Annotated in this window: 23 protein-coding genes; 9 read left to right on the top strand and 14 right to left on the bottom strand. The window is 46.3% G+C overall.

Annotated elements, in window-relative coordinates:
• Positions 1–157: 157 nt before the first annotated feature.
• From icd to BN1234_RS12750, 10 genes are all read right to left on the bottom strand, one after another.
• Positions 158–1,450, bottom strand: coding sequence for an NADP-dependent isocitrate dehydrogenase (icd, locus tag BN1234_RS12795; RefSeq protein WP_054957055.1), 1,293 nt, complete (start codon positions 1,448–1,450; stop codon positions 158–160).
• Between the two features lie 144 nt (positions 1,451–1,594).
• Complete coding sequence (gene citZ / locus BN1234_RS12790; RefSeq protein ID WP_054957054.1) at positions 1,595–2,707, bottom strand: citrate synthase; 1,113 nt, start codon at positions 2,705–2,707, stop codon at positions 1,595–1,597.
• 360 nt (positions 2,708–3,067) lie between these two features.
• Positions 3,068–3,460, bottom strand: a complete 393-nt coding sequence (locus BN1234_RS12785) for an FxsA family protein (RefSeq protein WP_054957053.1) — start codon at positions 3,458–3,460, stop codon at positions 3,068–3,070.
• A gap of 4 nt (positions 3,461–3,464) precedes the next feature.
• The gene (locus BN1234_RS12780; protein ID WP_054957052.1) at positions 3,465–3,968 is read right to left on the bottom strand and encodes an acyl-CoA thioesterase; all 504 of its coding nucleotides are present in this window, start codon (positions 3,966–3,968) and stop codon (positions 3,465–3,467) included.
• An 83-nt stretch (positions 3,969–4,051) separates the two neighbouring features.
• Positions 4,052–5,479 carry a pyruvate kinase gene (gene pyk / locus BN1234_RS12775; RefSeq protein ID WP_054957051.1) on the bottom strand — a complete coding sequence of 476 codons (1,428 nt, stop codon included), beginning with the start codon at positions 5,477–5,479 and terminating at the stop codon, positions 4,052–4,054.
• A gap of 129 nt (positions 5,480–5,608) precedes the next feature.
• Positions 5,609–6,592 carry an acetyl-CoA carboxylase carboxyltransferase subunit alpha gene (locus BN1234_RS12770; RefSeq protein WP_054957050.1) on the bottom strand — a complete coding sequence of 328 codons (984 nt, stop codon included), beginning with the start codon at positions 6,590–6,592 and terminating at the stop codon, positions 5,609–5,611.
• The gene (accD, locus tag BN1234_RS12765; protein WP_054957049.1) at positions 6,592–7,485 is read right to left on the bottom strand and encodes an acetyl-CoA carboxylase, carboxyltransferase subunit beta; all 894 of its coding nucleotides are present in this window, start codon (positions 7,483–7,485) and stop codon (positions 6,592–6,594) included. The genes BN1234_RS12770 and accD overlap by 1 nt, the downstream gene beginning before the upstream one ends.
• An 88-nt stretch (positions 7,486–7,573) precedes the next feature.
• Positions 7,574–7,762 (bottom strand): hypothetical protein, encoded by a 189-nt coding sequence (locus BN1234_RS12760; protein WP_054957048.1) that lies wholly within the window; start codon positions 7,760–7,762, stop codon positions 7,574–7,576.
• A gap of 154 nt (positions 7,763–7,916) precedes the next feature.
• On the bottom strand, positions 7,917–8,411 hold the full coding sequence (locus tag BN1234_RS12755; RefSeq protein WP_054957047.1) for a phosphatidylglycerophosphatase A family protein: 495 nt from the start codon (positions 8,409–8,411) through the stop codon (positions 7,917–7,919).
• Between the two features lie 162 nt (positions 8,412–8,573).
• Positions 8,574–12,263, bottom strand: coding sequence for a DNA polymerase III subunit alpha (locus BN1234_RS12750; RefSeq protein ID WP_054957046.1), 3,690 nt, complete (start codon positions 12,261–12,263; stop codon positions 8,574–8,576).
• 136 nt (positions 12,264–12,399) lie between these two features.
• Here BN1234_RS12750 and BN1234_RS12745 point away from each other — a divergent pair, with 136 nt between their 5' ends.
• From BN1234_RS12745 to BN1234_RS12735, 3 genes are all read left to right on the top strand, one after another.
• A complete protein-coding gene (locus BN1234_RS12745) occupies positions 12,400–12,726 on the top strand; it encodes a YtrH family sporulation protein (protein ID WP_054957045.1) in 327 nt (108 codons plus the stop codon).
• Positions 12,727–12,729: 3 nt separating this feature from the next.
• Positions 12,730–13,206 (top strand): sporulation membrane protein YtrI, encoded by a 477-nt coding sequence (locus BN1234_RS12740; protein WP_054957044.1) that lies wholly within the window; start codon positions 12,730–12,732, stop codon positions 13,204–13,206.
• Positions 13,207–13,285: 79 nt separating this feature from the next.
• A complete protein-coding gene (locus BN1234_RS12735) occupies positions 13,286–13,594 on the top strand; it encodes a YtpI family protein (protein WP_054957043.1) in 309 nt (102 codons plus the stop codon).
• Between the two features lie 90 nt (positions 13,595–13,684).
• Here the strand turns inward: BN1234_RS12735 and BN1234_RS12730 are convergent, their stop codons facing one another.
• The 4 genes from BN1234_RS12730 to BN1234_RS12705 form a co-directional block, all read right to left on the bottom strand.
• A complete protein-coding gene (locus tag BN1234_RS12730) occupies positions 13,685–15,019 on the bottom strand; it encodes a DRTGG domain-containing protein (RefSeq protein WP_054957042.1) in 1,335 nt (444 codons plus the stop codon).
• A 709-nt stretch (positions 15,020–15,728) separates the two neighbouring features.
• A complete protein-coding gene (locus BN1234_RS12715; protein WP_054957039.1) occupies positions 15,729–16,013 on the bottom strand; it encodes a hypothetical protein in 285 nt (94 codons plus the stop codon).
• A 132-nt stretch (positions 16,014–16,145) separates the two neighbouring features.
• The gene (locus tag BN1234_RS12710) at positions 16,146–16,493 is read right to left on the bottom strand and encodes a YlbF/YmcA family competence regulator (protein WP_054957038.1); all 348 of its coding nucleotides are present in this window, start codon (positions 16,491–16,493) and stop codon (positions 16,146–16,148) included.
• A gap of 46 nt (positions 16,494–16,539) precedes the next feature.
• Positions 16,540–17,706, bottom strand: coding sequence for a DUF445 domain-containing protein (locus BN1234_RS12705; RefSeq protein WP_054957037.1), 1,167 nt, complete (start codon positions 17,704–17,706; stop codon positions 16,540–16,542).
• Between the two features lie 136 nt (positions 17,707–17,842).
• On the opposite strand from BN1234_RS12705, the gene BN1234_RS12700 reads away from it, so the two are divergent.
• The 6 genes from BN1234_RS12700 to BN1234_RS12675 are packed head-to-tail and all read left to right on the top strand — an operon-like array spanning position 17,843 to position 24,480.
• Positions 17,843–19,210 (top strand): YheC/YheD family endospore coat-associated protein, encoded by a 1,368-nt coding sequence (locus BN1234_RS12700; RefSeq protein ID WP_054957036.1) that lies wholly within the window; start codon positions 17,843–17,845, stop codon positions 19,208–19,210.
• 13 nt (positions 19,211–19,223) lie between these two features.
• Positions 19,224–20,348, top strand: a complete 1,125-nt coding sequence (locus tag BN1234_RS12695; RefSeq protein WP_054957035.1) for a YheC/YheD family endospore coat-associated protein — start codon at positions 19,224–19,226, stop codon at positions 20,346–20,348.
• A complete protein-coding gene (locus BN1234_RS12690; protein WP_054957034.1) occupies positions 20,345–21,718 on the top strand; it encodes a YheC/YheD family endospore coat-associated protein in 1,374 nt (457 codons plus the stop codon). The genes BN1234_RS12695 and BN1234_RS12690 overlap by 4 nt, the downstream gene beginning before the upstream one ends.
• On the top strand, positions 21,715–22,821 hold the full coding sequence (locus BN1234_RS12685; RefSeq protein ID WP_054957033.1) for a YheC/YheD family endospore coat-associated protein: 1,107 nt from the start codon (positions 21,715–21,717) through the stop codon (positions 22,819–22,821). Before BN1234_RS12690 ends, BN1234_RS12685 begins: the two co-directional genes overlap by 4 nt.
• A gap of 31 nt (positions 22,822–22,852) precedes the next feature.
• Positions 22,853–23,386, top strand: coding sequence for a hypothetical protein (locus tag BN1234_RS12680; RefSeq protein ID WP_054957032.1), 534 nt, complete (start codon positions 22,853–22,855; stop codon positions 23,384–23,386).
• The gene (locus BN1234_RS12675) at positions 23,368–24,480 is read left to right on the top strand and encodes a YheC/YheD family endospore coat-associated protein (RefSeq protein ID WP_054957031.1); all 1,113 of its coding nucleotides are present in this window, start codon (positions 23,368–23,370) and stop codon (positions 24,478–24,480) included. The genes BN1234_RS12680 and BN1234_RS12675 overlap by 19 nt, the downstream gene beginning before the upstream one ends.
• The last annotated feature ends 49 nt before the right edge of the window (positions 24,481–24,529 follow it).

The raw sequence follows: 24,529 nt of genomic DNA, 5'->3' as shown, positions 1-24,529 counted from the left end.
TGATAATTGTTATATTCTTTTGCACTGTCCATATTATACTGGACAAACCAAATAAAGAAAAGCAATCCCGTCCCTCTTAGAGGGAACGGAATTGCTTTGTCATTCAATCGTCAAATCTTATGGTAAAGCATGGAGGCTATAAAGCTCTCCTGCTCTCCTACATGTTCTTGATAACTTCATCCGCAAACTCGGAGCATTTCACTTCAGTTGCGCCTTCCATCAAGCGGGCAAAGTCATAAGTAACCGTTTTGTTGTTGATTGCAGCTGCCATACCTTTGTAAATCCGGTCAGCCGCTTCATTCCAGCCAAGATGTTCAAGCAGCATTACGCCAGACAAGATTACAGAGCCTGGATTTACAACGTCTTTGTCAGCATATTTCGGTGCAGTTCCGTGAGTTGCTTCAAAGATCGCATGACCTGTTACATAGTTAATGTTAGCACCAGGAGCGATACCGATACCACCAACTTGTGCTGCGAGTGCATCAGACAGGTAGTCACCGTTCAGGTTCAGGGTAGCAATAACATCAAAATCCGTAGGGCGAGTCAATACTTGCTGCAGAGCGATATCAGCAATCGCATCCTTAACGATGATTTTGCCTGCTTCTTCAGCTGCTTTTTGAGCTGCATTAGCTGCATCAACGCCGTCTTTCTCCTTGATTACATCGTACTGTGCCCAAGTGAACACCTTATCGCCGAACTCTTGCTCAGCAACTTCATATCCCCAGTTTTTGAAGGCACCTTCTGTAAACTTCATGATGTTGCCTTTATGAACGAGCGTTACGCTCTTGCGGCCATGCTTGATGGCATATTCCACCGCAGCACGCACAAGACGCTTCGAGCCTTCCGAAGACACAGGCTTAATACCGATACCTGAAGTTTCAGGGAAGCGGATTTTATTGGCACCCATCTCATCCTGAAGGAATTTGATCACTTTCTTAACTTCCTCGGAACCTTCTTTGTACTCAATACCAGCATAAATGTCTTCTGTGTTCTCACGGAAGATGACCATGTCTACCAGCTCAGGACGTTTCACCGGAGAAGGAACGCCATTGAAGTAGCGAACAGGACGCAGGCAAGTATACAGATCAAGCTCCTGGCGCAATGCTACGTTCAAGGAGCGGATACCGCCACCGATCGGCGTAGTAAGAGGTCCTTTAATCGCTACAATATATTCGCGAATTGCTTCGAGTGTATCATTAGGAAGCCATTCTCCATATGTATTAAAAGCTTTCTCTCCTGCAAACACTTCATACCAAGCAATATGTTTGGAGCCATTGTAAGCTTTCTCTACAGCTGCATCAAGAACACGCTTGGATGCTCTCCAGATATCACGGCCTGTTCCGTCACCTTCAATAAATGGGATGATAGGGTTGTTAGGCACCTGCAGCTTTCCGTTATCAATTGTAATTTTCTCGCCTTCTGTAGGTAATGCAAATTTTTCGAGTTTCATAAGTATAAGTTCCTCCTTAAAAATATTTAATTTCTCTAATTTTCCCATATGAAAGACATAGGGAAAGGGCATTTAGAAAGCCACCGAGCCGGCATATGCCTCTCAAGCGTCTTCCCTGCCCTATTTTACATGATTGATAACCAATTAGCGAAGGTCGATCGGTATATACTTCTGATCTGTTAAACCAGTGTACTCTGCACGCGGACGAATAATTCGGTTGCCGTCGTACTGTTCAAGAATATGCGCTGTCCATCCGGATACCCGGCTCATGGCAAAAATAGGAGTAAACAGCTCATGTTCAATACCAAGCTGAGTATATACAGACGCTGAGTAGAAATCTACATTAGGCTTCAGGCCTTTCTGACCCGTAACAATGTTTTCAATCAGAACAGAAATGTCATATAGGGAAGTGTCACCCTTCATTTCTCCCAGCTCACGAGACATTTTCTGTAAATGCTTGGCACGAGGATCACCGTTTTTGTACACTCGATGCCCGAATCCCATGATTTTCTCACGATTGTTCAGCTTTTCCTGAATATAGGATTCTGCATTATCAATGGTGCCAATCTCGCTTAGCATCTTCATTACCGCTTCGTTCGCCCCTCCATGAAGCGGCCCTTTCAGAGCGCCAATAGCTGATGTAACCCCGGAGTAAATATCGGACAAGGTGGCAACGGTTACACGGGATGCAAACGTTGAAGCGTTCAGCTCATGATCTGCGTGAAGCACAAGGGCTTGGTCAAGAGCTTTAATGGAGGTCTCATCCGGCTGCTCGCCTCTAAGCATATAGAGGAAATTTTCAGCAATAGATACTCCGGCTTTTGGAGCGATCGGCTCTTTGCCTTGACGAATACGGGCATTCGCCGCAATGATTGTAGGCAGTTGAGCTTGCAGCTTAATCGCTTTCTTCTCATTTGCTTCAGGAGACATGTCGTCTGCAGCTTCATCATACAATCCGAGAGCAGATACAGCAGAACGAAGAGCAGCCATCGTATTTGCATCTTGCGGATACAGCTTCATTTGCTCTATCAGTTTATCCGGAATAGCTGCGAAATCGCTTAAATCTTGCTGCAGTGACTGTAACTCCTCTGCATTCGGAAGCCTTCCGAACCACAGCAAATAAGCCACTTCTTCAAAACTGGCATGTTCTGCGAGGTCGTCAATGTTATAGCCTCGATATGTAAGAACACCATCAACGATCGAGCTGATCGAGGAAGTTGTCGCTACAATGCCTTCCAAACCCTTGATAGCTGTCATGCATTATCTCTCCTTTATAATCGGAATAAACTGATCTCGGTACCATGAAACTATTTTCATGATATCGAATAATAAAGAGTAACAGTTGAAGAGGCCGATAGTCATGATATAGTCGTAAACCTTCTCATATCATACTGGAAATTGTCTGATATGTGAACAATGACTGAGTATTAATATCATTAAAAAGTTTTATCGGCTTCATAAACTATTTTTGAAATCACTTACAATTCCATTATAGACCATGATAAATGTCATTGTCGAATGATGAAATTTTAGATATATAATCGAGCCCCTAATTCCAAAAAAAACTGACCCTTTCAATTGAAAGGGTCAGTTGTGATAAATGAGAGCATGTGCCTGCTATCGCCGAAAAATTCTTATCTTTCCATTCTTCATATTTTTCTTCATCCATAGCATAATCAAATACCGGTAAAGTGGACGGGTCAGAGGAAAAATCATAGTAAACCCGACGATATCCGTCAGGAAACCTGGAATGATAAGTAATATTCCTCCTAAGAAAATACAGAGCCCTTCGGCCATTGATGATCCGGGTACCATCCCTGAATTCATTCTAAGCTTGGCATCCTCCATCGCCTTTCGTCCTTCAAATCTCATCATCGCAACACCGATTGCAGAGGTAAGCAGTGTCAGAAGCAATGTATTCATGCCACCGACCCGCTCCGCTACGATAGAGAATCCAAATATTTCAATGGCAGGCAGAAAAATTATGGCCGCCAGCATCCACTTCCACATAACTTTACTCCTTTCCTCCCAAAAGAGACGTCCTTAAAGCATCATACAACTTAGGGACGCATTTATCCAGTCTGGTGGGTCTCCAGTCCTTGTTCACCCATACATGGCGTGATGAACCGGTCACAAGCCTCTCACCGGATAAATTCCCTTCCTCTACTACTGCCGTTAAGGAATTTTGATCATCTCCGGTCAATCGGCGTACTTCATATTCGTAATAGATCCGTAGAGGCGAGAAATCAATCATACGGGTATATACAGTGACATGGTCATCATAATGTGCAGGTGCACCATACTGAATATTCAAATCAATAACAGGCAGCAGAACCCCTTCTTCTTCCATCTCTCTATACGTAAATCCCAGCTCACGAATCATTTCTGTTCGTCCGATTTCAAACCAATTTAAATAGTTGGCATGGTACACGACTCCCATCTGGTCTGTCTCTTGATATCGGACGCGAAATGAGGTCGTGTACCACTGCTTCGATAATTCAGATACTGTATTTGGCATTCGCTCACCCCATGTTATAGAAAAAGCAATGGACGATTGCTCGCCCATTGCTTTTCTTATCTATTGTTACCCGGATCAGTACATTAGCCCTGAGTAGGGATTTGACTTACTTTTACCAAGTTTGTCGAGCCGGATTTTCCAAGCGGTACTCCAGCTGTAATCACAACCAGATCGCCTTCTTTCACGATTCCGGACTTCTGACCACCTAGAAGGGCATATTCAAACATCTCATCCGTAGAGGAAGCAGACGCCCCTTTAACAGGAATTACACCCCAAGTCAATGCCAAACGTCTCAAGGTTCTGTCTTGAGTCGTAACAGCGACGATAGGAGCATTAGGACGGTATTTAGAAACCATACGTGCAGTGTGTCCAGATTCCGTGCAGGAGATGATTGCTTTCGCGTTAAGATCAAGTGCCGAGATCGCAACGGATTGGCTGATTGCTTCCGTAACACTTGTTTCTTGAGCAATACGCTGCTTCAAGAACAGGTCACGGTAGTTAAGAGCAGACTCTGCTTTTTCTGCAATGCGTGACATTGTCAGCACAGATTCAACCGGATACTTACCAGCAGCCGTTTCTCCGGAAAGCATAATTGCATCGGTACCATCAAAGATTGCGTTCGCCACGTCACTTGCCTCAGCACGAGTCGGACGAGGATTACGCTGCATGGAATCCAGCATTTGCGTAGCCGTGATAACCGGCTTTCCAGCAATATTACATTTTTCAATCATGCGTTTTTGAGCAAGAGGTACTTCTTCGGCTGGAATTTCCACACCCAAGTCACCACGTGCTACCATCAAGCCATCGGAAGCCTCAAGGATTTCATCAAGGTTGTCCACACCTTGTTGGTTCTCAATCTTTGAAATAATTTGAATATGATCCGCATTGTGTTTTTTCAACAGATCACGAATTTCTTGAACGTCACCAGCTTTACGAACGAAGGAAGCTGCGATAAAATCGATGCCTTGTTCGATTCCGAAAATGATATCGTTGGCGTCCTTTTCAGTAATACCCGGGAGAGAAATGTTCACGCCAGGTACGTTTACACCCTTCTTGCTCTTGATTGTTCCACCATTTACAATACGGCATCTAATCTCCGTACCTTGAACTTCTACCACAGTTAGACCGATCAAACCATCATCAATCAAAATCGTTGAACCAGCCTGAACATCTCCTGGCAGTTCTTGATAAGTAATGGAAATACGGTTCTTGTCACCAAGAATTTCTTCTGTGGTAAGGGTGATATACTCATCCTGCACAAGCTCGATTGGCTCTACTTCCAATTTCCCAGTACGAATTTCTGGCCCTTTCGTATCCAAAAGGATCGCCACCGTTTTGTTCAATTCCTCAGCAGCTTGGCGAATAATTTTGATACGGTTGCCATGTTCTTCGTAATCACCGTGGGAGAAATTCAAGCGAGCCACATTCATGCCAGCCATGATGAGCTTCTTAGTGTTTTCCAACGATTCACTGGAAGGACCGATAGTACATACAATTTTAGTTTTACGCATTTGGGTTTCCTCCATTATTCAAAAGGTTCTCTATATCTCTTTTCCAACAACTAAATTTACTATAAATTTTCTCATTTGTATAGGAATATTGTCACATTACCTTTTATGTTCCATGCACAATATCCTAAATCATACAATAGTATCGGGCTGAACAGATGCCGCAAATTCGAAACTGCCGATCTTGCGGAATTTCTGATATCGATCTTCTTTCAGCTCACAGGCATCCATAGATGACAGTTCCTTCAAATGGCGGACAAGAGCATCCTGAATGGCTGAAGCCGTTGTTTCATAATCCCGATGTGCACCACCTTTAGGTTCAGGAATAATCTCCTCGATGACTTCCATCTCAAGCAGATCCTGTGCGGTAATTTTCATCGCCTCTGCTGCCTGATCCGCCTTAGATGCATCTTTCCAAAGGATCGATGCGGCGCCATTAGGAGAAATAGCAGCATAAATTGCATGCTCCAGCATTAATACACGGTTGCCTACAGCCATCGCAAGAGCACCGCCGCTTCCGCCTTCGCCGATGACTACACACACAACTGGCACCTTAAGTGCAGACATTTCCCGGAGGTTACGGGCAATGGCCTCCGATTGACCTCTCTCTTCAGCAGTATTACCCGGATAAGCACCTTTCGTATCAATAAATGTAATAATGGGACGATTAAACTTCTCAGCTTGCTGCATGAGCCGCATAGCCTTTCGGAAACCCTCCGGGTGTGCACTTCCGAAGAACCGTGCAATATTATCCTTCGTATCTTTCCCGCGCTGCTGACCGAGGACTGTAACCGGAACTCCGTTCAACCTCGCCAAACCGCCAACCACCGCCAGATCATCACCATATAACCGATCTCCGTGAAGTTCTATAAAATCAGTAAAAACCAGCTGAATGAGATCAAGTGAGGTAGGTCTTTGCTGATGGCGAGCAAGATGCATTTTTTGTGATGGTGAGATGGAGGAATAGATTTCTTCTTCCAATTGACTATAGCGTTCTTCTAAACGAGCAATTTCATCCGTGAAATCGATTCCTTTTTCCTGGCCGAATTGCTTCAATTCATCAATCTTCTTGCGCATTTCTGCAAGAGGCATTTCAAAAGGAAGTTCGCCTGCCATCAAAATCCCCCTTTCGAAGTGTGCATTTCCAACAATTTTCCTAACATTGTACGCAGGTCCTTACGATGAACAACCATATCCAGCTGACCATGCGCCAAATTAAACTCGGCGGTTTGAAAGTCGTCCGGCAGCTTTTGACGAATCGTTTGCTCAATAACTATTCGTCCTGCAAACCCAAATACGGCTCCCGGTTCAGCAATGTTAATGTCGCCAAGTGTAGCGAAACTTGCTGATACACCGCCAGTCGTCGGATCAGTTATTACGGATATATACAATCCCCCGCGTTCATTAAAACGGGAAAGTGCCGCACTTGTTTTAGCCATTTGCATCAAGCTGAGAATACTCTCCTGCATCCGGGCTCCGCCTGAAGTGGAGAAAATGATAAGCGGTAATCTTTTGTCAGTAGCAAATTCAATCGCACGTGTTATTTTCTCCCCGACAACCGATCCCATACTACCTGTAAAGAAATCAAAACTCATCACCGCCACAACAACAGGCTGTCCGCAAATGGATCCCTCGCCTGTAATGACCGCATCCCTCAAACCTGATTTCATCTGGTGCTGCGCAAGCTTCGCAGCATAGCCCGGAAATTGAAGGGGATCGACGGAGATCATGTCGGCATCTAATTCCTCAAATCCAGTCTCGTCCAATGTAGCATTAATACGTTCCCATGCATTCAAACGCATGTGATGACCGCATTCAGGACAAACCTTTAAGTTCTTCTCCAGTTCCTTACTATATTGAATACTGCCGCATTTGCTGCATTTATTCATAAGTCCTTCCGGGATTTCCCGTTTTGGACGTTCACCTTCTAACGGCTGTCCTGCTTGTCCAAGACGTTCCGAAGGTATAGTGGCATATCTTCTTTTTTTCTGAAACAGATCTTTAAACACAGTTACACCTCTTCAGCCGCAAATTTGAATGGCCGTAAACTAACAAATCTAAAAACCCTTGAATAAGTATCGTTATGTATCCCTTAAGCTAGGGGTGCAAAATCGAATTTAACACTTCCTGAACTTCCTCAAGCTCTCCGGAGGGAACCAGGATCTCAAACTGTTGTTTGGAAAGATTCACAGGACGGCTTTGGACTAAAAATCCTTCAATTGTAAGCTTGGCTTTAATCATCTCCGCCACCTTAGCGGTTGGCGCAATATAGATTACCGTCCACATGCCTTTCAGTTCCCCCTAATCTTAGTGCTATAGGCATATCCTGAGCTGATATAATGGATAATGATAACACACTTCACTTTTTACCTCAACAAAAGAGGAGGGGGCTGAAATTGCATTTTTCCCATGTATTTAACAAGAGTTCTGGGCGATCTTTTTAATCGTTATCCGTCACATAACAGGTTGCGCCGGGATTATTATGAGCAATACGTGAAGAAGCTGCAGCAGCAATCCCTGCAACCAGATCGTCCAAAAAAACATGAATCCCCTTCTTATCCTCATTCAACTTCTCAATAACCCCTATCTTTTCTTTGTCCAAATAGCCGAAGCTCGTTAAACCGATCATGCCATAAATGCTTGTAACCCCAAGCGCCATCGTCTCATCTACACCATAAAGGGGCTCATCCTGTTCAATAATCGATTGAAGCGGCTCCGGCAGCAGTTTTTGTTCGGCAAGCTCATCAATAGCTATCCCTGTAAACAGCGTATACTGAACCTCCCGTTTACCGAGCACAGATCTCACACTCTCCTCACACTGCCCCATCGTCAAATCCGGATGATACTTTATCTGTAATTGGTACACAATTTCTGCAATAGAAGCGACACTCACACCCCGTTTGTTCAGCATAGCTTCAGCCAATGTCATTGACATAACAATCCCTCCCGCACTTTTACCGGAACGAACGCTGCAGCACCTAGAAAAAAGTGAAGCCTTCGGTTAACGTAATTCCGAAAGGTCGTTGTCCTGTAGTGTCCTATGTTTATGCGGGAGGGGAATGAAATGTTCATACATTTTCAAATCAAGAGAATACGATTATTTAACTTTAACTGTATCCTTTCCTAGCATTTGTTCCATATGTGCAAACAAGGCCGGGGATGGTTTAATACGGTAGGCGTCACTAAGTCCGAGCACTTTCTGGCTTCTTTCATAAAAAAGCACAGTTGGTACGGGCCCGGGATGTTCTTGCAGCAGCTCCTTTAGCTTGACCAAAAGCTGCGGATCCTCCGCTTCAGGCTTAATCTTTACAAAAACCCTCTGTTCATGCCTGCTCGAAACCGAGCGTGCTGCCGCCCTATTAGATGACTCCGGCACTCGAATCGTCTTCTTCGGGGCAGATGAGCCCTTTCTATCACCCCGATCATGAGCCGGAGCCGTCATGGATTCTTTTTCGATATGCTCTTGCTGCTTACTGCCGGGTACAGTTTCTTGACCGGAAGCCGCAGTAATCGGGGAAGCTGAAGCCGTACGGGATTTTGTTTTACGGACCAGTGGAGTCAGCTTGTCTTTCTCCAGTGGAGCCAGTTCTTCAGCAAGCAGCTTAAAACCTTCATCCTGCTGCTGAACCTTGGCCCGAAGGGCTAACAGAGCACCCTTTTCAATGAGATAAGCACTTCGCTTCCAAACTTCAGGGAATAAAACAACCTCACACCGTTCGATCTGATCTTCCCATTCCATGAAGGCCATGGCTTTCCCTTGTTTCGTAGTAATCGTCTTCAGCGATACTACCATACCGGCAACCGTCACCATTGTATCATCCGGAACTTCAGTCAAATCCATCAGCCGGTCAGTACCTGCGTTCTGCAGCAATGAATCATAATCATCCAGCGGATGCCCGGAAAGGTACATCCCTAACAATTCACGCTCCAGCTCCAGTTGTTGACCTGCAGAATACGGAGGAATATCCGGATATTCAATCTCCCAATTCGTTGTTTCTACAAAATCAAACAGCTGTATCTGCAAATCCTCCCGCTCTTTCCGCCATTTTACGGCAGCTTCCACCGTTTCATCCAGCATAGCAATCAACTGGGCCCGGTGTCCTGGAAGAGAGTCAAAAGCACCTGCCTGAATGAGTGATTCAATAACCCGCTTATTACATACTCTTAGGTCTACGCGCCGGCAGAAATCAAGCAAGCTTTCAAACGGCTTATCTTCCCTTGTCTGAACAATATTCTCAACAGCCTGAGTGCCGACATTTTTAATTGCCGCCAGTCCAAATCGAATTCCTCCGTTATACGCACTGTTCTCACTGTAGTCTTGTTCCCTTGCTGCCGGTTTGGTAACAGGTGTAAATAATGAAAAACTCTCATTCACATCCGGGGCCATCACATCAATATGCATCCGGTGGGATTCGAGCACATACTCCGCCACCTTACGGTGATTGCCCATTACGGCAGTCATCATGGATGCCATAAACTGTACTGGATAATGAGCCTTCAAATAGGCTGTTTGAAAAGCCAGCACTCCATAAGCGGCAGCATGAGCTCTCGGGAAACCATAATTCGCAAATCTTACAATCATGTCATATACCCGATTTGCTTCTTCCTCGGAATACCCCTCTTTTAGGCTTCCCGAGACGAAATGACTGCGTTCCCTGTCCAGTATCTCACGTTTCTTCTTCGACACAGCACGTCTTAACAAATCAGCTTCACCCAGTGAGAAGCCAGCCATGGCTGATGCAATCTGCATAATTTGCTCCTGGTATACAATGATGCCGTAGGTATCACCCAGAATCGGTATCAGGTCCGGATGCGGATACTCGGGCTCAATAACCTTATGCTTGGCCTGAATAAATTTCGGGATAAACTCCATTGGGCCCGGACGGTACAATGCCAGAACCGAAACGATATCCTCAAACGCTGAAGGTTTTAGATCCTTGAGCACACGGCGCATTCCTGCAGACTCGAGCTGAAATACCCCTGTTGTGTCCCCACGGCTTAACATTTGATACGTATCCGGATCATCATCTGGTACCTTAGCAAAATCAGGAGCTTCATCACCGATCCAGCGCATGGTTCTTTCAATAATCGACAACGTTCTAAGGCCAAGGAAGTCCATCTTAAGCAGTCCAATGCTCTCTAAATGCTCCATAGAATACTGGGTCAGTGCCGTCTTCTCACTGCCTTCCTGAAGCGGAACAGCATCGGTTAGCGGATCGCGGGAGATAACCACTCCTGCAGCATGAGTTGAAGCATGCCGCGGCATGCCTTCCACTTTCATCGCCATATCAAGCAGCTCCCGCACCTTCGGCTTCGCATCATACTGCTCTTTTAGACCCGGGCTTTCCTGCAGCGCTCTCGTAATGCTGATCCCCAGATGATTAGGAATAAGCTTGGCCGCTTTATCTACATCACCGAAGGGAACGTTCAGAGCACGGCCTACATCTCTGACCGCAGCCCTCGCAACCATCGTTCCGAAAGTAATAATCTGAGCCACATGCTCTCGTCCATACTTGCGAACGACATAATCGATTACTTCATCCCGCCGCTCGTCACTAAAATCAATATCAATATCCGGCATGGTAACACGCTCCGGATTCAAAAACCGCTCAAAGAGAAGATTATATTTCATCGGGTCCACGTTCGTTATTCGCAGCGTATAGGCTACAAGACTGCCTGCAGAAGATCCCCTTCCGGGACCAACGGCTATCCCCTGATGATGTGCGTAAGCGATAAAGTCCCACACGATCAGGAAATAATCGCTGAATCCCATACTCTCGATCGTACGCAGCTCATAGTCAAGCCGCTGTTCCAGCTCCGCCCTGCTATCGTTCGATAACCAACGCTCGGTATACTCATAACGTTCGCGAAGGCCGGCGCTGCACAATGCCCGCAAATATGATGCGGCATTCATCCCTTCAGGCAGTGGTCGATACTCCGGAAGAATCGATCTTCCGAACTCGAGTTCCAGATTACACTTCTCCGCTATAGCTGCCGTATTGTCCACGGCCTCCATGACATGAGGGAAGAGCCTCTTCATCTCGTCTTCACTTTTCAGATACAGCTGGCTCGTCGGAATCCGCAGCCTGTCTTCATCCTGAACCGTTTTCCCCGTGCCGATACAGATGAGCACATCCTGCACTTCACTATCGGATGAGGTTAAATAATGGACATCATTCGTTGCAACCAGAGGTATTCCTAGTTCTGAGCTTAACGAAATCAGCTGAGGATTAACCCGTTTTTGCTCAGGCAGCCCGTGATCCTGGAGTTCAAGATAATAATCCTCTCCAAAGATTTCTTTATAACGCAGTGCTGCTGCTCTGGCCTCTGCCGCTCTTCCGTGCAGCAAATGCTGGGGAACTTCCCCGCCAAGACATGCACTGAGACAGATGATGCCTTCATGATATTTGGCCAGCACTTCCATATCAATTCTGGGTTTATAATGATAGCCTTCCAGATGACCTATGGAACAGAGCTTCATCAAATTTCGGTAGCCTGCTTCATTCTTCGCGAGCAAAATCAAATGATAGATTGGTTGATCCTTGCGGCTTCCCCGCTCCTTCCGTGATCCTGCCGTAATGTATGCCTCGCATCCGATAATAGGCTTTATGCCGTAACTTAAGCATGATTTATAAAATGGAACGGCTCCATACATAACCCCGTGATCGGTGAGCGCCAGTGATTTCATTCCAAGCGCTGCTGCTTCCCGCACAAGATCTTCAATACGTGCCGCTCCGTCGAGCAAACTATATTCACTATGCACATGCAAATGAACGAAAGTACTCATATTTCGCCTTCCTTTCGCCGCTTAAATTCTTATTCACATTTTATCATAATGTGATGGGGCACGCCCATACAATGAATCAGAAAGCATCTGGACAGGCGGTCATCACCGTCTCCCGTCAAGAAAGGGGCCACGAAGGATGAGTGTTTTTTTATCTAAAGCCATTTTGGACTTTTTCATAGCCTTCGGAATTGTACTCGGGGGTGCCATGGTTGGAGGCGTTGGGGCCGTACTTTCCATGCAGCCGCCTACTGATACGATGGTTGAAATTGCAGGCCGCATAAAAATCTGGGCGCTTGCAGCAGCTGTTGGCGGCACCATTGATCCCATGCGTGTTATCGAAAGCAACATGCTTGGCGGAAATTTATCCCCCGCCATCAAACAGATCCTTTACCTCGTCTTTGCCTTCCTTGGGGCGCATATGGGCAGCGAGCTGGTCAAATGGGTCTGCTCAGACCGGAGCTAACTTATGAGAATCCCCCCTCATGGCCGTTTTCGCCCATTTTACCAAGCCGCTTCGATCTTTGTTCTGGGCATGATTGTCGGAAGTGTCGTCTACAATTCCCTGTATCATGCAGCTTACAATAAAATGTGGGAGAACAATCAAGATCTGCAGATTAAAATCAGCCAATATGAAGAAGATATCAAACACCTTAAAAAATACAGCAAACAGCCGACGGTCATTAAGGAAATCAAAATCCGCGCGGAGCAAACAGAAGAGCCGCTGGATTCATTAATTTTGAAGGAGATCATAAAGGGGATGGGAAAAGATCTTACAGCACTTCGGGGCCGAAGCATATTCGACATCGATACAGACAGCAAGCTCACCCGTTCTCTTCTGGAAGATAAGATATATACTGTCCGGGAAAAGGACTATAAAGTCAAAATCAGAACCATGCTTGTAATGGAAGGGGTTCTCCAGATTTGGGTCGATATCAGCGGTTAAATACACATGGAAATGATTTTCATGGTACAATACGGATATTATTTTAACCATGTCCCTGCTAAAGGAGTGCCGTTATTCCATGCTTGGTATTATCATCAAATATGTTCTGTTTGCAGTATTGGTCATTTCCGTTATCGCTGCTGCTCTGTACAGTATTCGCGCCCGCCGGAAGCCTGACCCGATTGATCGCGGAAGCTATCTTGCCTCCATGAATATTAGCATGGGTGTTATGCTCGTTGACTTAGCCTTCATCTCCATGCTGATGTTCAGCGGTTCGACCCCTGCGATCATCGTTGAAGCTGCTTTTATTGTACTCGGGTTATTTAATATTTTTGCCGGACTGCGAAGCAAAAGATTCTACACCCGTCAAAAGTCAGCTCGAGGCTAAAAAGAAAGCACATACTAAAAAGGGCTTTTCTCCGGCAGATCCATTGCTCCGGAAAAAGCCCTTTTGTTATACGGGTTCTCAATAATACGATTACCCTTGATCGATTGCCTGCAGAGTCATTACTGATTTTGCAATCAAGCTCGAATGGTGGCTGATCACAATTTCCATTTTGCAAGTACGCCGGCTCATCTCCAGCAGCTGCGGGGTCACCACAATTGGATCTTCGATTTGTACCGGACGGATGAAATATGTAGACAGATTGTCAAGTACAAAGTCTCCGCCAGTGAAGTCCTTGGCAGCTTTGAAAGCGGCTTGGCTCATCACGGTCGTAAGCACTCCTTGCGATATCGTTCCTAGCTCTGTCGCCATTTGCGGTGTTATGAATCCGTGAAAGAACAGCCTTCCTTCCTCATCCCGATCTTCGGCTATTCCATTCCATATCAGCTGATCAAAGGTTTCTCCAAGCTGAGGTTGATTGCGGGCATTCCTCAATGCTTCCAGCACCTCTTTACGGGTAACAGTAGCTACGAGCTTGCGGTTGCGGTCAACAATAGGAAGGAAGTCAATGCCTTCCCACATCATGATCTGGGCAGCTGATGCCAGGGATGTTTTCATGGTGGCTGTCACCGGATTGCGAATAATGGCCCGGTCGATAGACTGGCTGTCTGTAAGATCATCAACATCTTTTAAACCGATAATACCGATAACGCGGTTCCATTCATCCGTAACAGGAAAACGCTGCTCCCTGCTTTTGCTTGCCATTTCCTTCAATTCAAGTGCCGTTGCTGAACTTTTTAACGCGTGAATTCGTGGTTTTTCGGCTGCAATATCCTCAACAAGCATAATTTTCTTCTTAATTAACCGGTCAAAGATCGCCCGATTGATCATGGAAGCTACGGTAAACGTGTCATGACGCGATGAAATGATTGGAAGTCCCAGTCGGTCGGCCAGCTGCTTAACCTCACGGCTTGTCCCGAACCCGCCTGTAATAAGCACCCCTGCGCCTTGTTCAAGGGCCAAAGAGTGAGCGTCCTCCCGGTTGCCGACAATCATCAAGCCTCCGGCATCGATATAACGGATCATTGCCTCCACCTTCATGGCCCCGATCACATATTTATGCAAGCTTTTATTAAGCCCTTCCGCTCCACCGAGCACATGTCCTTCAACGATCTCCACAACATCAGCAAAGGTCAGCTGCTCGGATATATTCCTTGGTTTTCGCTCAATACGGACCGTTCCTATACGTTCCTTCGTTACGACAATTCCCAATCCTTCTGCTTCTTTTACAGCACGATAGGCCGTCCCTTCACTAACAGCAAGTTCTTTTGCAAGTCTGCGAACCGATATTTTCGTGCCTACTTTCAGGCTCTCAATATGCTGCACCAATTGCTCATGCTTTGTTATAGTCTCATCTCGAGCATCCAACTGTTCCACCTCCTTGCTCTATTCTGTATCACACTGTATCTATTATATCAGACCTGGACTGAAAAATTAAAATAGCAATAGCGGTAAATAGGTTGTGATCTTAGAATCTGAGGGCAGCCCCATTTTGCTGCTGGGATGCGCTACGGGTACGAATCATTCCTACCATCGCTGTTGTGTTCCAATTTCTTGAACTGGTTTCTAAGAGGTTGAAATTGGAACACAAAGGCGAGCGCTTCGCTTGTCCGGAATCGCTTCGTCCCCTCCGCTGCTTCGTGCATATCCATCTCAAAAAACACATCAACACAAAGAAATGTTTTTGAGTAGAATACAACAAGGATTGGCTTCATTTATACATTTAATATGCCAAAGATATTATCCAGATTGATAACTAGAAGCATGAGGAGCCAAATGAGATCCTTAGCATTGCCTAGGTGGACAGATCTTAAGCTATCGCTAAGATGGCTTGCAGCTACGCCTGCAATATTTGCGTCAAAAAGCACGGTGGTTGCTTCATAGCGAGGTATGATCTCCGTAGCGAACCACCGAATGATCGGGCCGAAGATGGAACTCAATTAGAAGCCTATCTTCAACCTTTTTGTATAAAGAAACAAGAAAAAAAAACTGTCCATCAGTAGAAAAAATCTACTTACGTGACAGTCCCCCTTAAGATACAGCGAAATGATAAAGCAACGGTTGTCATCCAGTGCAGTTACACGCCGCCCTCACGCCTCTGCTCCTCTGGCCATTTTAGCTGCCATTGGTTCATTTTTTGCTTCCGGATTTCATCAAGCGCCCTCTGCTTCGCATCATCCACACCAATCAGAATATGAAGATGAGATGCAATAACCAGCAAGGCAAATCCGGCCCACACAGCTCCAAACAACGAAACCCAAGAGAACCCACCGGCGAATGAAATGCTCGGGAGTGCGTATAACAGCATCCCAAGGGCAATCAGGAGATAAATGAAATGCTTAATCTTGTTCCTCTTCTTCATTCCTAATACAGCTCCTCTGCTTCTGAACTGGAATCTATATATCTACTCTATGAGGATCAAGTCCACATTATGATAGAAGAATCGAACAAGCTACAAAAAAAAGCCATGGCAATTGCCATGGCTTTTTTACCTCTATGATTGAGCCGGACCATACAAATGCTGAAGGCTGTCGGAAATGATCTTATTGACATCTTCAATAATAATGCTCAAACGGCGTTCCGCATCAAACAGGCGGCGGATGTTCAAGTTCAGGCTAAGCACCTCAAACAGCTTCTCCATCTTCTCCATCTCTTCCTGTGAAGGCATGTCTCCAGACATCATGCGCTGCTGCAGTTCCATCTGACGCTCACGGAAATTGTCAAGCATTTGCTTGCTTTCAGGGTCTGCCTCAATCAGCTTAATTGCAGATGTAATTTCCACTACTTCCTGACTTTCCTTCATTGCTTTTGCCAGTTCATTCGCCTTGTCGTAAATATTCATTGTTGTCCTCCTATTTGCGGCTTAGCCGCATCTTGTTTGATCTAACTTATCTCCACAGCAGTGTGATTATCGATTGGAAAAGACCGATAAATCCGCCGAGAAGCACCCCCAGCCAGGTAATGGCTCTAAACTCCTGACCGGATACACTGAGAATCACTTCTTCAAGCCGCTCGATCGGGAATTTACGAACCTGCTCCTGTACCAGATTTGGAAGATTAACAGCCTTCACTGCTGAAGGCAAAGCATCCTCGAGTACATGAAGCCCCTTGTCAACCCAACCTGGAAGCAGAGCTTCCACCTGAGGAAGTCTTGGCTTTATCATGTCTGCAAGACGAATGTCCTCCAGCTGTTCGATCCAAGATTCCCACGGTATGAATTGCTCCAATTTGCGAGTCATAAACAAAAGACCAGACTCGCCTGAAGCAGCCTGCAGCGCACTGCCAATCGATAATTCCCCATACTGCTCAAGCTTGCCGGAAACAACCGAAACAATCAACTGGCGGATTTTGTCTCCTTCCAGCTGGCTGATTAACATCGGTGTCATCTTCTCAACCAGCTTGTCCTCATCCACAAATATGGCTGCCATTGTACCGAGAAATCCTCCTGCTTTATCGAGCATGGCAGAAGCCATTTCTTTAAGCAAACGCTGGCCGTCTGAAGATAATAGCGTATCCCCAAGCTCCTTCAGTACTGCATCAGCGGCCATCCCGCTCCATTGCTGTCTCTTCTCCTCGGACCACCCGGGGATCAAGTCCTTAATCGGCTTGTCTTCCAGCCCGTAATCAGACCATGCGGCGGCAGCTTTGCTTGCAGTCACCGATTGAGCCTTCTGTACGACCCGCTTCTTAAGCAGCTGCCAATCCTCGGGACTCCAGAATTTCAGAGCGATGTCCCGTAAGGTCAATTCACTTTCTGTTAAAGAATTCAGCTTTTGGCTTACCGTCTCTTCAGCTCTCATTCGAAAAAGCGGTTTACGAATCATCTCCTGAAGGCCTTCCGTCGTCACCAGATAATCTGATACGACCTTGCCTAAAGATTCAGCGATCTCTTCCTTACGTTTTGGAATCAGTCCCGGCGTGAAAGGTAATCTACGGCCGCCAATCCGGATTTCTTCCCGCGGATGAAACAGCATTTTAATCGCAAAATGATTCGTAATGCCGCCGACAAAAGCGGCCACCGTAATATTCACCAGTATATACAGCCAATCCGGCATTGTTAAAGTCCTCCCTTTTTTCAAAATCCGTACAATCACCAAGGGATATATGTCCTCATATGATGAATTACATGCAATGTTCAGATGAAATCCAGTCTGTCCACCACATCAAGACGTTGTCGGAAGGAGATCCAAGATGTCCACAACCAAGATATCGATTCAACTGTTCCGCTCGGGCAAGATGCCAGATACCGATATCATGCTTGGCGAGAGGCTAATCAGACAACTGCGGATTCCAACAGAACAACCCATAAAGCTCGCGCTCGGTTCCTTCAAACAAGAGATACGGGTCATATCGGGGAAAAAATCAACTGTTCTTCGCATTAGCCCTTCCTTATCCAACAGCTTTGGACTTCTTCCTGGAGCAGTTCTGACTATGAGATTCAATGCCGCTGAAAGAACCCTGCGTCTAGGTCCCGTCATTGGCGTAATGATAAGTCGCTATCTACCGGAGGATCCAGGCAAGCCATTCGGATCGATCTCTTCATTTTGCATGGAGATGGTAAATGCCTGCAATAAACTAGGCGCATATGTATATTTTTTTACCCCTGATATGATCACTTCGAACCTGTCACTCATGGAAGCGGTAGTGTATGACAACGGGTGGAGAAAGAGCCTTGTGCCTGTTCCGGATGTCGTCAATAATCGGCTTCCAACTCGAAAATTGGAGAATAGTCCTAGCGTACAGCATTTTATGAAAGAAGTAAAATCCAAATGGAACACCCACATTTTTAACGAAAGATTTCTGGATAAGACAGAGGTTTTCGAAGCATTGGGAACGGACGAGAGATTAAATAAATACTTACCCGAATCCTATGAATTGAAAAGCTTTACTACGCTCAAAAAAATGTGCACAGCATATCCGGTCGTATTCCTGAAGCCTATTCGCGGCAGTCAGGGGAAAGGCATTATCCGAATCTCCCGTCAGGAGAACGGTATTTTCCACACACTTACAACCTCGCTTGAAGGGGTTAAGAAGAACAGCTACACCTCACTTGCGAAGTTATATAGCAGTTTATCCGGTAAAATGGCTGCGAATCGTTATCAAATTCAGCAGGGGCTCGACCTGGTTCGAGTCCAAAAACGCAATGTCGATTTTCGCGCGCTTGTTCACAAGAACAAAAAAGGAAAGTGGAGCATCACATCCATCGTGGCCAGAATTGCAGGGGGAAATCATTATGTATCTAATCTTGCAAGAGGAGGAACGCTCTCCTCGGTAAAGGATGCGCTGGCGATGAGCAGTATTCCACCTTCCTCGAAGCAAACGGCAGAAAAACGAATGGAACTTGCCGCTCTAAACATCGCTCGAGGAATCGAAGAATCCATTCCATCCCACTTCGGTGAGCTGGGAATCGATTTAGCCGTAGATGTCACCGGCCGTATCTGGCTGATTGAGATCAACTCCAAGCCTTCTAAAAGCGATGATGCTCCGCTGAGTGTTTTCAAGGTTCGCCCTTCTGCGATCCGCCTTGTTCAATACAGCCAATATTTAACCGGCTATTAAAAAAGGAGCTCTTATGCCCTCTGATTACATTGGAACCCTCGGAGTCATGGTATGCCGAAGACCGGGGACGCCTCCTTTTTCAGAAAAGGAATTTCTCCGCGAAATGAGCCTGGCATCTTCCCTTCTTGGCATTACCGTATTTGTATTTTTTCCCGACGAAAAGTCCGGCTCTATGAATCTTGATCATCATATTTCAGGATACATCTATAAACAAAACCGCTGGGTGAAAGAAACCTTTCCCCTCCCGGATCTTATCTATGATCGCTGTCTTTTTAAGAACGCTGAAGAGACTTATGCTGCCTCAGCCTTCCTTAGCAGACTTACCAAGGCCAAAGGATTAATGTGGTCAAGAGGATTACCGGGCAAAAAGCGAATTTACGATTTTCTCCAGCATGACCCGGAGCTCTCACCATATCTCCCGCATACTATCGCTTATGAAGGAAACGAATCACTTAGTAACGCTTTACACCGGTTTAATGGCGAATTGTTTATGAAGCCTAGCGGAGGTTCCCACGGAAGCCATACTCTCTACGTCAACTGCAGGAAAACCAATGAAGCCATCCTGCAAGGAAGAGACCGTTCAAACTCCATCTTTCACCAGACCATTCCGACAGCAGATTTAACAGCATGGATTAAAAGGTTCACCGGACACCGCCGCTTTATTATCCAGCAGCACCTTAAGCTAAGGGGGCAAGATGGGAAGCCTTTTGACACTAGAGTACTGGTTCAAAAAAATGCACAGGGGAGCTGGACTGTAACAGGCATGGCGGTTCGTCTGGGTCCGGCTGAAGGAATGACCTCCAATCTTCATGGCGGAGGCACGGCATTACCCGTCCCTTCCTTCCTGAAATCTGAATTTGGTAATCACAAGGCAGAGCAAATATTGAACTGCATCAACCATCTATGCGAGCGTATTCCACCACTGCTTGAGAGCGGATTTGGACGATTGGGCGAACTTGGTATCGATTTTGGAATAGACTGTTCCGGAAAAGTATGGCTGCTTGAAGTGAATTCAAAACCGGGGCGGCGCGCTTTCAAGCTAACAGGGGACATTCCGGCAGCAAAGCTGTCCGTAGAGAATCCCCTTCGTTATGCACGTTATTTATTGCTTCGACAACTTAGGAGGGTAAATACATGAGTTCGATTTTCAGTAATATTCATTTCTCGAATCAGCCCGAAAAAGTGGTATTTATGTCCGCCTCGCTCATGAACAGCCTGGGTTTAGCAAGCAGGAAACAAATCCAGCTGCGCTTGGGCAGAGACGCCATATCGGCCTCTTTGAAACCAATAGAACGTTCGGGAAAGCATATATACCTTAGCTCCGGGATCCGCAACCAAATTCCGGTGCCAAGACGCGGGCCAGCCTATGTTATCCTGCCCAAAGAAGGAGAATTGCGGATCGGACCCGTGGTCGGCATTCTTTCTGATGGACCCTCGAATTATTCCAGTCCATTCGGATCACGTACAGCCTACATTAAACAGCTCCTGCGTGAAGGTAACAAGAGAATGTTCGTGTACGCCTTTGCCCCTAAGGATATTAACTGGCAAAAAGAAACCGTCTATGGTTATATGCTCGGCTCAAACGGAGAATTCATCCGTAAGACGGTTCCGCTTCCCGATGTCGTGTACAACCGGCTGCCAAGCAGGCGCACAGACTTCTCCCCTTTCACGAATCAGCTTAGAGACCGTTTTATACGTCGAAACATTGTTTTTTTCAACTGGGCCTTCTTTAATAAATCTGAAATCAACAGCCAGCTCGAAAATGATATTCAAGCCGGGCGCTATGTGCCTGAAACCTATTCCAATCCGAGTCCCGAACGGATTAAGGATATGCTGGCACGCCACCGTTTCTTGTATTACAAACCATCCGGAGGGAGTCTTGGAAACGGGATATACCGCCTTACCTACCATCCGAAAAAAGGTTACTATGCAAGATTCCGGGGCTCCGGCGGAAATACACTCCTTAAGTTTCCTTCCTTCTCAAGCCTCATGCGAATGCTCCAGGCACGGCATGGTTCCAGCTTGAAGAACTATGTCATTCAGCAAGGTATCCGGTTAATTGAAATTGACGGATGCCCAATCGACTTTCGGTTCCATATGCATAAAGACGGCAAAAACCGCTGGGCTGCTGTTGGTATTGGAGCCAAGAAAGCCGGGAGGGGGAGTGTTACGACCCATATCAAGAATGGGGGGTCGCTGATGACTCCAGAACAGGCATTGAGCCGTGTGTTTGGCTCCAGGTCTCAAGCGGTGCTGGATAAGGCGAAACAAACGGCCGTGATGCTCGCAGAAGCGATAGAGAATCATAGCCCTCATACACTTGCTGAAATCGGCTTTGATATCGGAATCGATGAGGATGAGAAGATTTGGATGTTTGAGGCGAATTCCAAACCGGGCCGGTCAATCTTTGCCCACCCTTCCTTACGTGAGGAAGGTAAGGCATCGGTCGTTCATATTTTTGATCACTGTTTATATCTGAGCGGGTTCTACAGGGGGAATGACTCGTGATAAACCGCATTGAGGAGGATTCCAGGCCTGTTATTGCCATTCTTACGATGCATGACTCCACCCGGATGTTTCGGGGAAACCGGCAAAATTTCCAGGAGATCATTAAGACAGGCAGAGAAATGGGCTATCTGGTCTATGTGGTAACCGTCCGCGACCTGAAGCTTAATTCCCAGACAGTTAGAGGTTTCACTCCGGGAAGCGATCCACATTCCTGGGAGCAAAGAATGTTTCCTTTGCCCCGGGTCATCTACAATCGTATTCCACACCGTGAGGATGAATTAAAGCCTCAGGTATCCCGGAAGATCCGGGAATGCCTGAGGCATCCCCAGATCGATATTTATAATCCTTATTTCTTCAACAAACGGCAGTTATTCACCTGGCTGAGCAGCTCTAGCTTAACCCGGAAATGGGCTCCTTTAACCAAAAAGCTGAGAGGCATCTCTTCATTACGTGAAATGATTAAACACAGCTCTTATCTCTATCTAAAACCGGAGAATGGTAAAGCTGGCCAGGGAATTATGTGTCTGAGGCACCAAAAAAACAAATATCTCCCCTACCGGCTTCAAATTCAAAATGAAAAAAATAGCACAACTTATAAAGCTGCATCATTAAACAGACTCTGGGAGCGGATTTATAAAGAAACCGGAGGTAGCCCCTACATTATTCAACAAGGTATTGAGCTGACCTCTCTGTACGGCCGTGCGTTTGATCTTCGGCTTCTGGTACAGAAATCTGATCAGGGTACATGGGGAGTAACTGGAATTGGCGCGCGAATGGCGGGATCACATAGCATTACCACCCACGTCCCCCGCGGCGGAACGGTTGAGGATCCTGAGAAATTGCTAACAACCTTGTTAGGAGCTGATCAAGCCAAACTGATCTTAAACAAGGTTCGCAGCGCTGCAGTTCTTATTGCCAAACAGATTGAGCGCGGCTGCCATTATCCGTTAGGGGAAATGTCTATGGACCTTGGGCTCGATTCTTCGGGTGAGGTTTGGTTCTTTGAAGCAAATTCAAGACCCATGAAATTTGATGAACCTTCGATTCGCAAGCGATCCCTCGAGCGAATATTTCATTATTGTGAGTACCTGATCAATAAGTAATAAATCCACAAAGGAGATAAAGGAGGATCATATGGATATCTCTTCCATCTCGCCCGTTACGGAAACTGATTGGTTAAACATTCGTGAACAATGCTGTGATTTCATCAGTCGTTTTGGCAGCCGCATTAACCAAGAAGGACTCAGACGCCTGCAAAATATGCCATTTCATAAAATAAAGGAACCAAGCACTTCACTTATCGCAGCTACTGTACGTGGAGAGCATGGAAAAATGCCTGTTGGTATATGCATGGTCACGGGATATGGTGAATCCGACTGGTTATTTGCCATTCACCCTCTGTACCGAAATCAGGATATCGGTCCCTCTTTGATCCGCTCCCAGCTGTCCCGACTCGGGTACTTATGCTTTAAAGTTCCTGTTAACCATTATTCAAGTCTGCGCATGTGTTTTGATGCCGGTATGCATGCCGTAGCTTTAGAAAGCAGACCCTCATCCAGACCTGTGCTAATTATGTGCGCAGGCTCCCCCGGGTCTGCCAAAACCGGTAATAATTCGAAAACAGACTCTACACAAGAAGGTGAATCATCGTGTCTCAACCTGTCTTAGGCATTCTGACTTTATACTTGAACAATCGAAAAAGGCTTGAAGAAGCTCCTGTCTATGAACGTATGATTGCTGAAGGGCGCGAGCTGGGCCTCGATGTATTTGTGTTCACGCCTTCAGATGTAAACGCCTCTCAGGGATTGATTCATGCTTTGCAGTATAACCCATCTACCCACAGATGGACTCGGCGCTGGCGACCCTTCCCCGATATGATCTATGATCGATGCCGCATACAAAAAAGTGAGCGGTTTAACCAATTAATCCGCTTCCGCTCCCGCTACAGACATCTTCTATTCCTCAACAGACCTCTTCGAAATAAATGGACCGTTCACCAAACTTTATCTCAGCAGAAGCGTTTTCGACCTCACCTGCCAGAGACCCTTCTGGTACAAAATATGGGTGATATCACCCGCATGCTCGGCAAACATGGGACGGTTTTTCTCAAGCCAATTAATGGAACCGGCGGCCGTGGTATTTTACGAATCTCCAAAACAGCTCCATCCGGCTCTTATGAAGTCCGCGGCCGGGATACACACCGAAATATCATTACGCCAAGACGGATTACATCCGCCACACTCGGTCCTTACCTTTCTAACTGGGCTATTAAAAGAAAGTACCTGGTACAGGAGGGTATTCCTTTAGAGCTCCCTTGCGGCCGGGTTCATGATTACCGGATGCTTGTACAGAAGAATGGTAACGGGGAATGGGCGCAAACCGGCTGTGTCGGCCGGGTTGGTGCAACGAATAGCGTCACTTCTAATTTGCACGGGGGCGGAAAAGCCGCAGAGATGAATAAGCTTCTGGAAGACTGGATCCCTGATGCAGAGAAGCGGGAAAGGGCCCGGATAGATTCTGCCAAACTGGGCGTGGCTGTGGCAAGTTATCTGGAAGAACAATACGGAGCACTCTGTGAGCTTGCACTGGATCTGGCTATTGACAAGACTGGCAGAATCCTGCTCTTGGAGGTTAATCCTAAACCAGCTCGTGAGGTGTTTTCACAGGTTGGGGATCAGGAAGCTTACCGCGCCTCCCTTATCAGACCACTGGAATATGCATTATGGGTATATAATCAACGAAAACATTCAAAAAATGCCTGAGCAGAGCAGCATTCTGAAAGAGGATGCGGGAAATTTAGAGGTTCATTGT

It is taken from the genome of Paenibacillus dakarensis (assembly GCF_001373415.1).
GTDB classification, from domain to species: domain Bacteria; phylum Bacillota; class Bacilli; order Paenibacillales; family Paenibacillaceae; genus Paenibacillus_AQ; species Paenibacillus_AQ dakarensis.
Note: the sequence above shows the minus strand (reverse complement) of the source record. Positions and strands in the feature narration are given on the sequence as shown.